The sequence below is a fragment of the Okeania sp. SIO2B9 genome (assembly GCF_010672505.1).
Taxonomy (GTDB): Bacteria; Cyanobacteriota; Cyanobacteriia; order Cyanobacteriales; family Microcoleaceae; genus Okeania; species Okeania hirsuta.
Window position 1 is genome coordinate 1 of record NZ_JAAHGK010000115.1, and the last position, 9640, is coordinate 9640.

Genomic DNA, 9640 nt, shown 5'->3' on the forward strand with positions numbered 1-9640 from the left:
GCAAGATCCACGGTGCTGCCCTGAGACCATCACCCGGTTAGATGAAATCAGGGAGCTATTAAGTACTGAGTACTCAGGTTTCACCGATCTGTCTGTCTGTGGATGCACCTTCTCCTTGTCCAGGAATATTGTATGAAAAGAAAGGGTCACTAGAGTCAAATAAGCCTTCTAAAAAAGAGAATTCAGCATCTGTCTCAAAATTCAATCCCAGAAAGTCACCGTCAAGAAATACAACTTCAGGAAAACCATCAGCTTCGGTGTAGTTGATACCTAGAAAATCGAAACTGAGTTCTGATACAGATAAAAATTCTTCACCTATTCCTGTTAATGCAGAATCATCAAATTCAAAAAATCCAGAGTATGTTTCACCTGCTAAAGAACCATCTAAATTATTAACTTCAAAATCATAAATAATTGAAACTGCATTAACAGGATTAGTATTAATGACTGATAAGCTGAGAACTGTAGTTGTAGCAACGAAAGATAACTTTTGAAAAATGTTAGTCATGGTTTTTTTAGTAAAAGGGAGCAAATGTTGGTTGGTTGCGTAAATTTAAAAGTTGTTATGCACCCTATAGCTTCTTGACTATGGTAGAAAAATTACTTGCTTTTTCTCTATTGTACAAAACTTTATCTATTGTACAAAACTTTACTAGCAATGACAATAGTGATAATACTGATGTCTGAAAGAAAATTAATATGCAGTAATTGAGTGAAATAACTTAAACTTTGAGTTTTTTCCATAGTCTGAATCTTCATAGAAAGAGCGATCGCCAGGGAAAGCGATCGCTAAAATCTCAATCAATTAAAAAATGAAATTGTCTGGATTATTCAATTCCGCAGGATTAACATCTTGCACTAACAAGAAAGAGCGAGCGCGACCATTTCCCGCATCACCATCAGGATCGATAGTCAAGATAGTATTTCCACGACGAGAACGGAAACCAACATAACCATCAGCAATGGGATCTACTCCAACAAAACCAAAACCATCTAATACTCCAGCTAGGTCAATTTTATCGCTACCTACTTCAAAGTCAGTAATGATATCTCTTGCATCTACAATGCTAGTGTAAACGAATGTATCGTCACCACCGCCACCAGTAAGAACATCTCGATTTCGGAAACCAGTAATAGTATCATCGCCATCGGTTCCAATCAAATTATCCCGACGCCGAGTACCCTCAATTACTTCTCCAGGAGTGGAGCTTTCCAAATTCAAACCAACTATTATGGGGTCGTGGTCGGAATTGCGGAATGGATCTTGACCGTTGAACAGACTTGGATCGCGTCCGAAATCAAGATTGTAATTAAGAGCATCAGGTTCGTCAGCATTAACGCGCCATTCTGTAGTACCCGTTACCTGGGATAACAGTGACTCATTCGCTAAAGCATAGTCCAGATAGCCAAATTGACCATCAAATACGAAGGAGTAAGCGTCACTGCCAACAAATTCCTCGATTAGGTCTGTGTAACCTTCTGTTTCCAGGGATGTAATTGGGTCTTCCTGAGCGTAAGCATTTAAGTCACCTACAATCAAAAAGTCACTATCTCCACTACCAGTGGGGTCAGTATTTAACCAAGCATTTAGAGCTTCAGCACCTCGTAAACGAGTACCATTGAAGTTTCCTTGTCCGTCACCCGCATCTGCATCGTCACCAGTGCCAGTACCTCCTTTAGACTTAAAGTGGTTAACAGATACTGTCAAGCGTTCGCCTGTCGCTAGTTCTTCAAAAGTGACAGCAAGAGGAGCGCGGTTAGTATCCTCTCCATCAAATACTGTGCCACCTAAACCAAGATCGGGCAGATCGGAATCTGTGAGAACTTCCACTGTTGTTCCAGGAGCAACTTGAACGCTGTCGGTTTTGTAAATTGCACCAACAGAAATTGCATCACCTGTATCCACAAAAGGAACGCCTGGATCGACATAAGCATAAGTCCCTGCACCGACTCGGTCGTTAAGTTCATCAACCAATGTCTCAATGGCAAACTGACCGTCACCATTTTGGTCCCCACCAAATTCGTTCTCTAACTCAACCAAACCAACAATATCTGCGTCAATATCTTCCAGAGCTGTAACCAACTTTTCAACTTGACGGTCAAATTCAGTCTGGTTATCAGCACCACGAGGAGAAAGACCGTTAGGACCGCTACCAGGATTACCATCTTCGTCTAGAGTAGTAAAGAAATTGAGAACGTTGATACTAGCAACTTTCAAATCTCCGCCAACGTCTTCCGGTGTTTCTGGACGAGGGTTAGTTGCTTGGAAATCTATGGGGTTAACAGGTTGAACTCGGTAGTCGCCAAAGCCAAAACTGAGAACACCGGAGAGATTATCAACAGTATCGCCACCCCGTAGAGTATTGGTAGAACTGAGAGGGTTGCCACCACGGCCATGAATAATTGTACTAGGGTTCTGAACAGTTTGACCATCATCAAGAACAATGCGTCGTTTAGAGATCTCTTCTTGATAAGCAGCAAAACCTGCAACGTCTGGAGCATTGAAGTCAGTAAATTGTTCCAGGCGACCATCAGTTCCTGGTTCATTACTAGCTCCATCAGAGGATAGGACGATTTCACCGAAGCGGTCTAAGTTGAAATATTCTGTGACAAATAGGGTATCAGGAATTGTTATTCCCATTCCCTCAAAAGCTTCTAGATCGTCAACTGTAGTCACAGGGAAGTTTACAGTAGCAGGAGTTGGTAAAGTATCTGTACCTTGAATGGAAACAGATACATCGGTTAGCTGAGTCAAACCAAAGAATTCATCTACTGTTCCTGTAACCTGAACAACGTCTCCAATATTTACGTCTACCGCAGGAGAGTCACCATCAAAGATAAAAAGACCTTCAGAGGTTAAAGGATCTGCGTCTGCGTCACTATCTTCTTCTTGAACAAAGAAACCGTTCAAATCTCCATTTGTTCCGCTAGCACCATCCTGGTAGTCTCCCACAACAACAGCTTCAATAGTTACTGTTTGACCCTCTAGTGGACTGGATGTACCACTACCTTGAATCTCACTGATGAGTTTAGTTTCACCAGTACCGCCACCATTATCGCTGGTTCCAGCTGTGGGAGTATTGTCTGAACCAAGGGAGAAGTCACCGAAAACCCAGTCCCCTGTTGTATCGGTATCTACTCCGTCTGCTACACGACGCACACCCGCAGGTAAGAAGGAACCATCCGGACCTAATACTGGAGCATTAAAGAAGAATGAATCTGTAGTACCGCCGTCAGTTACACCAACGGTATCTATAACCACTTCGCTACCAGACACACTGCTTCCCGTCAAACTGCTGGTTTCTACCAAAGCAATAGTATAGCTGCTGTTTTCAACAAAGTTAGAACTAATTTCCTGATTAGGCGTTACACCATAAATACTGTTCTCAAGAATTTGAGTGTTACCAATGAGGAAAAAGCCGTTATCGCCGATAACATCCTCAGCGCCAAGATCGACCCGCTGGTCAATAGTTCCATTACTTGAACCAGCATCACTTTCCACGACAATAATACTCAGACCATCAAGAGATGTTCCAGCTTGACCAAACAACTCAATGAATTCGACATCAGTACCTGTTGTGCTGCCCAAGACCTCGTTGATGACTAGGTTGGAGCCACCACTGCTACCACTAACTGTGAAAGGGTTTGTTGGCATTATTTGTCTGGTGCTATTGCTGCCAGACCAATTAGAGTTATCGCTAATGGCATCTAATAATTCGGCTTGTGTACCAGAAGTAATGCCTGTATAAATAGCGTTATCAATTTCGTCTAAAGCTACTGCTGTTTCACCATTAACTAAACCTGTGGGTAGGGCAGATGTATTGGAACTCGTAGAGTCAGACTGCCATACTCCGGGGTTGCCTTCACTGTTGAGGGCATAAATAAAGGTAGGGTTGCTACTATCTCCTTGATAAGCAATAATTTGGTCGCCATCAACTGAGAATGCAATACTACTGACAGTAGGATTAATTATTGTTCCGGCAGTAATATCTGTGGGTGCTGTCCAAGTAAAAGTGCCTTCATTAGCTCTGAAACTACCAGCAGCTTGCCAACCGTTATCGGTAAAATTAATTTCTGTACCTGCACCAATATCTACTAATGGTGTAAAGGCAAATTCATCTGGGTTATCAAAGTTAAAGCCAATAATGGCTATATCTCCTGATGATAGTGTAGTTGCAGCCATTTTTATTTCCTAATTAATTTGACGATCAGTTAATGTATTTGACTAATTAGTATTGGTTTGATAATTCTTTGTGATTTATTCTCATATGTGAGTCATATTACACACAAAATCAAGATATTATCGGCGAGCTGATGCTCAACTTCTTAGTAATTTGTAAGTTACTTAATTAATCTAAACAAATGTCATCCAATCTTGGGTTAAGTCTAAGTTAAGAACTAGATATCTTTATAGAAACTTTATATTAGACTTGTCCCTTTATAACTTAAAAAAATCCCAAAAACCTTATTCTGCAAGGATTGTAGCTATTGGGTGGCAAAAATGCTTGGAATTATTGCTCTGTCTAGGTTAGAGTGATTTTTTTCCCTTATTTAGCGACAACTCTATTACCTAACAGTTTTGTGAAGATTGTGTAAAGTCAGTCTAGACAAGGGAATTACGTCGATGCCTTAAAAATGACTAGAACCCGTGCTTATTCAGGATTTATGCATTTTTGACGTTAAAGCCTCTGCCCATCTATATTTGATCCTATTTTTTGACTTTATTTTGTGTAAGTCCCAATAATAATATTATGTCTGGTTGAATACTTATAAATAAGGGAGTAGGGAGTAGGGATAATAGGGATATTTGCCCTCTGTAAGAAAATAGGTTTTTTCATCACTAATTATCCGGACTTGATATTATTCCTAAACGTTAATAGAAAATGCTGATATTGGCAGAGAAACAGGTGGTATCTATAATGTCAATTTACCTCCATTTTCTGAGATACTGACGCAACGCTGTGCGAACCCACTAACTAATACCAATTTCATAAAATATTGCAAAGCGTGACGACACACTTAACTGGGAACACCGGAGCTGGGAACAGAGAAAGAAAAACATAAATATTAAAGAGGAAAAAAGGTGGAAATTTGAGAATTTATGGAATTTATAATTTTTTCTTTTAGGAATAAATCACAAATTAAGATGTAACTGCCTTTGCGTGAATTTGGTATAATACAAGGGTTTTGCGCTGCTTTAGCCGATCTTTAAGTATTATTACTGAATTCGGCTGGCTGAAACCAACAGGGTGTCAACTTCTTCAGCAAGCCCTAAGTTTTCAATAATGTCTATTCAAATCAGACACTTGTCATAAGGCCTGGCTGCTTTCTATAAAATTTCTCAGTATAGAAAAATAAATTAATAACTACTTGACAAATATATTTAATTATGAGATAAAACAAATTTGTGAGTAAAACTTAAATAGTGTCTGGAAACAATTTATACATTGTCAAAGTCACTGTCAAAGTCACTACTTATTATAGATAAAATCAGGTCAAATGATCGCAAGTTTTCAAAGGTAGAGTCTAATTTTCTATAAATTAATCCTGATAAAGGATAAAAATTATCAAGAATAAATTGCAATATCATTAAAATTAATCAGCGAAAATTAAGTGATTAGCGATACCTAATTTATCGATCAAAAACGAGGAGAAAATTGAAAATGAAAATTACTAGACGTATATTTTTAGCAACAGGCACAGCAATGGCAAGTGTGGCGATCGCCGAACTTGGTAAAAGTAATCGAGGATTAGCCCAAAGTAGGGCGATAAATCTCTATTCTTCTCGCCACTACGATACCGATCAAGCTCTCTACGACAGTTTCACCAAAAAAACTGGCCTCAAAGTCAATCTCATAGAAGGCAAAGGAGATGAGTTAATCGAACGTATCAAAAGCGAAGGTGCTAACAGCCCTGCAGATGTTTTTATTACAGTAGATGCAGGTCGTTTGGGACGAGCTGAAGAAGCAGGAATCTTGCAACCCATTTCTTCATCTACTCTCAACAGTAAAATTCCAGCAAACCTCCGCAGTCCCCAAAACCTATGGTTTGGTTTCTCCAAACGGGCACGGGTAATAGTTTATAACAAAGACAAAGTTAAACCATCTGAGCTATCAACTTATGAAGACTTAGCCACAGATAAATGGAAAGGCAAAATTCTGATTCGTTCCTCCAATAACATTTATAATCAATCCTTAATAGCATCTTTAATTGAAATTCATGGAATATCAGACACAGAAAATTGGGCAAAAGACTTTGTTAGCAACTTTGCCAGACCTCCAGAAGGAAATGATACTGCTCAAATAAAAGGTGTTGCTGCAGGTATCGGTAATATTGGTATTGCTAATAGTTACTATGTAGGCCGTTTAGCAAAATCTGACAAAGCAGAAGACAAAGCAGTTGTTCAGAAAATAGGAATGTTTTTCCCTAACCAAAATGGGCGGGGTACTCACATTAATATTAGTGGTGGTGGCGTAGTTAAAACTGCCCCAAATAAAGAAGGTGCAATTAAGTTTCTCGAACATTTGGCCAGCCCAGAAGCTCAAAAAATCTTCTCTGAGGGTAACAATGAATATCCTGTAGTTGCAGGTGTACCTGTTCCTAGCGTTTTGACAACCTATGGCAACTTCAAGAGCGATTCTATTAATGTTGCTACTTATGGCAAGTTGAATGCTGAAGCGATTAAATTAATGGATCGTGTGGGCTGGAAATAGTAACGATAATATCATCAGGACTTACGCACGAAGCACGAAAAAGTAGCGTTTGAGATTGCTTTCCGTCCCGGAATGCTCCGCAAACCCTGTGGGTTGCAATGACGGAAATACGTTTTACTGCGTAAGTCCTAGATTATATCAAATCCGGTAGCATTGGTATAATTAGATAGTTAATTAGGAGTCAGGAGTCAACCCACCCCTAACCCCTCCCAGGAGGGGAAGTCAGGACTCAGAAGGGAAGAGAATTTAGAAAGATTTGTTAATGGGTGAAGATGAAAAATTTTTTTATACCGAATTAAACGGATTGGATATTATTTAATGGAGAAAAACAATGACTCGTCAGCCATTACTTGATCCTAATCGTTCTTATACTTTCAGCAATTATTTTGAGTTGGGATTTACGATAGATGATTTGGTTGCTGAATTTGGTTATTCATTTGAGCGAAAATTTCTCACTTTACCACAATATCCTGATGAATTAGACCGAATCACTGATTTAAAGGAGCGCATTGAGGATATATTACCTTATATAGATTTAGATAATGAGGCTACCCGTAGGGAAATGCTCATTGCGCCCATTATCTCAGATTTAATTCATTATTCCCACGCTAAGTTAAGAATAGAATATTCTATTCAAGTTAACAACAGATTGCAAGGAAAATTAGATTATTTGTTACGTTCGACAACGAATTTGATTGTTATTGAAGCTAAACAAGCGGATATTAATCGAGGTTTTACTCAGTTAGCGACGGAAATGATTGCCCTCGATCAATGGATTGATTCCCCACAAACTGAAATTTTAGGGGCTGTAACTACTGGTAATGTTTGGCAGTTTGGTGTTTTAGATCGTCAAGCAAAATTTATCTGTGAAGGAATCAATCTTTACCGTGTTACTGAGGAATTGGAGGTCATAATCAGGATTTTATTAGCTAGACTTGTTTGAATGGATGGGTTTTTGGGATTTTCAGGACTTAATATCATGTCCGGTTGAATACTTATAAATAAACGAGGGAGGAGTCAGAACTCAGGTAGGGGAGCTGTCGGTAGGGCGACCTACAGGAGTTAGGAGGGAAGAGGGAAGAAAAAAGAGAATGACTCCTTAGTCTATAGAACCCATTTGAGATCTATATAATTATGGTAGTCAAGTCTTTTCGTGCATCTATTTTGAGGAAAAATTATCTGAAGGAGTGTTGAATTTTTTTTATTATTTCTCCCCACATCTTCCCTCTTACCTCCTGCCTCCTGTCTCCTGTCTCCTGTCTCCTGTCTCCTGTCTCCTAGCTAACGCGCATATTTATGAAGATACCAAATGGGTTCTATATCACAACGATACATAACAAACTCTTAATGATATAAGTAATGTCTATTGTGTAAAAATAAATAGATTACTTACATTAAGATGTTATTCATGGCAATTCAACTCCAACAAGCTCTAGAAGTAGGAAAATATCTCCTGACTCAACGTCTCAAAGGGCGTAAACGTTTTCCCCTAGTTTTAATGCTGGAACCTCTATTCAGATGTAATTTAGCCTGTCCTGGTTGTGGAAAAATTCAGCATCCGAAGGAAATACTCAAGCAAAACCTCACACCTCAAGAATGTTTTGCTGCTGTAGAAGAATGTGGCGCTCCCGTGGTTTCTATTCCTGGAGGCGAACCTTTATTGCATCTACAAATTGCTGAAATTGTGCAGGGGTTAGTCGATCGCCAAAAATTTGTTTATTTATGCACTAATGGTTTGTTACTTGAAAAGAATATAGATAAATTCAAACCCTCTCCTTATCTAACTTTTAGCATTCATCTTGATGGTTTACAAGCAACTCACGATCGATGTGTTGACCGACAAGGAGTGTTTGAAATAGCTGTTAAAGCAATTCGCGCTGCTAAAGCAAAAGGATTTCGAGTTACTACCAATACTACTGTATTTGAGGGAACAGACCCGAAACAAATGCAGGAATTTTTTGATTTTCTAGAAAGTTTAAGTATTGATGGAATGATGATTTCTCCTGGTTATAGTTATGAGTGGGCACCAGACCAGGAACATTTTCTCAAACGCCAACAAACACAGTTATTATTTAGAGAAATTCTTGCTCCTTTTAAAACTGGTAAAAAGAATTGGAATTTTAATCATAATCCTCTATTTTTAGATTTTTTGATGGGAGAAAAAGATAAAGATTATGATTGTACTCCCTGGGGTAGTCCTAGTTATAGTGTGCTTGGTTGGCAGAAACCTTGTTATTTAATGAATGAAGGATATTATGCTACTTTTAAAGGACTTTTAGAAGAAACTAATTGGGATAATTACGGTTATAAAAGTGGGAATTCTAAATGTGCTGATTGTATGGTTCATTGTGGTTATGAACCGACAGCAGCAATAGCAGCAATGGAGTTAGAAAATATTCCTCAAGTTTTGGGTTCTTTGTTGAAAATTGGGGGTTAAATAAAAGTTATTGTGTCTACGCTCCGATTTTTTGGCAGTTGTAGGGATTAGGGTAAACTTTTTTCGACTACCACTGACAACCTTCTTCAAAAGGATAGCATTACGTCTTTTGGTTAGGACAATAATTTTTGGTGGTAAGGGAACAGAGGAATGTAAAGAGCGTAAAAACCAGAATTACGCCCAACAATTTCGTTAAAGTGGTGATCACCTCCCAAGCGATAATAAATTTTATCTGCCTTTTTCAAATATTCGGGCAACGTTTGATTTAATTAGGGTTTGCTGATTAAATCTAAAAGTATTGACATATAAAGGTTTTAACATTTTTTAGTTGAAAAAAGTCCCAGCTTTTAGGTCGCTTAGGTTCAAAAAATTAGCATTTTAGGCGCATAGTTGCGCAGAAAAATCAAGGGACTATTCTTCCTCCTACCTCCTCTATAATTCCCATTTCTCCTGACTCGGTCCTCCTACCCTCACCCATAAGACTTTTTCA

The 9640-nt window shown here is 38.7% G+C and carries 5 protein-coding genes; 3 read left to right on the top strand and 2 right to left on the bottom strand.

The window, feature by feature from the left end; genetic code table 11:
• Positions 1–73: 73 nt before the first annotated feature.
• A complete protein-coding gene (locus F6K13_RS06555; RefSeq protein ID WP_287287047.1) occupies positions 74–508 on the bottom strand; it encodes a hypothetical protein in 435 nt (144 codons plus the stop codon).
• A gap of 297 nt (positions 509–805) precedes the next feature.
• Complete coding sequence (locus F6K13_RS06560; RefSeq protein WP_124155351.1) at positions 806–4183, bottom strand: ExeM/NucH family extracellular endonuclease; 3378 nt, start codon at positions 4181–4183, stop codon at positions 806–808.
• A 1480-nt stretch (positions 4184–5663) separates the two neighbouring features.
• Between F6K13_RS06560 and F6K13_RS06565 the strand changes: the two genes are divergently transcribed.
• The 3 genes from F6K13_RS06565 (at position 5664) to hpnH (ending at position 9150) form a co-directional block, all read left to right on the top strand.
• Entirely contained in the window at positions 5664–6713 is a 1050-nt protein-coding gene (locus F6K13_RS06565) for a Fe(3+) ABC transporter substrate-binding protein (protein ID WP_124146504.1), read from the top strand.
• A gap of 331 nt (positions 6714–7044) precedes the next feature.
• Entirely contained in the window at positions 7045–7656 is a 612-nt protein-coding gene (locus F6K13_RS06570; protein ID WP_124146505.1) for a hypothetical protein, read from the top strand.
• A gap of 465 nt (positions 7657–8121) precedes the next feature.
• Positions 8122–9150 (top strand): adenosyl-hopene transferase HpnH, encoded by a 1029-nt coding sequence (hpnH, locus tag F6K13_RS06575; protein WP_124146506.1) that lies wholly within the window; start codon positions 8122–8124, stop codon positions 9148–9150.
• The last annotated feature ends 490 nt before the right edge of the window (positions 9151–9640 follow it).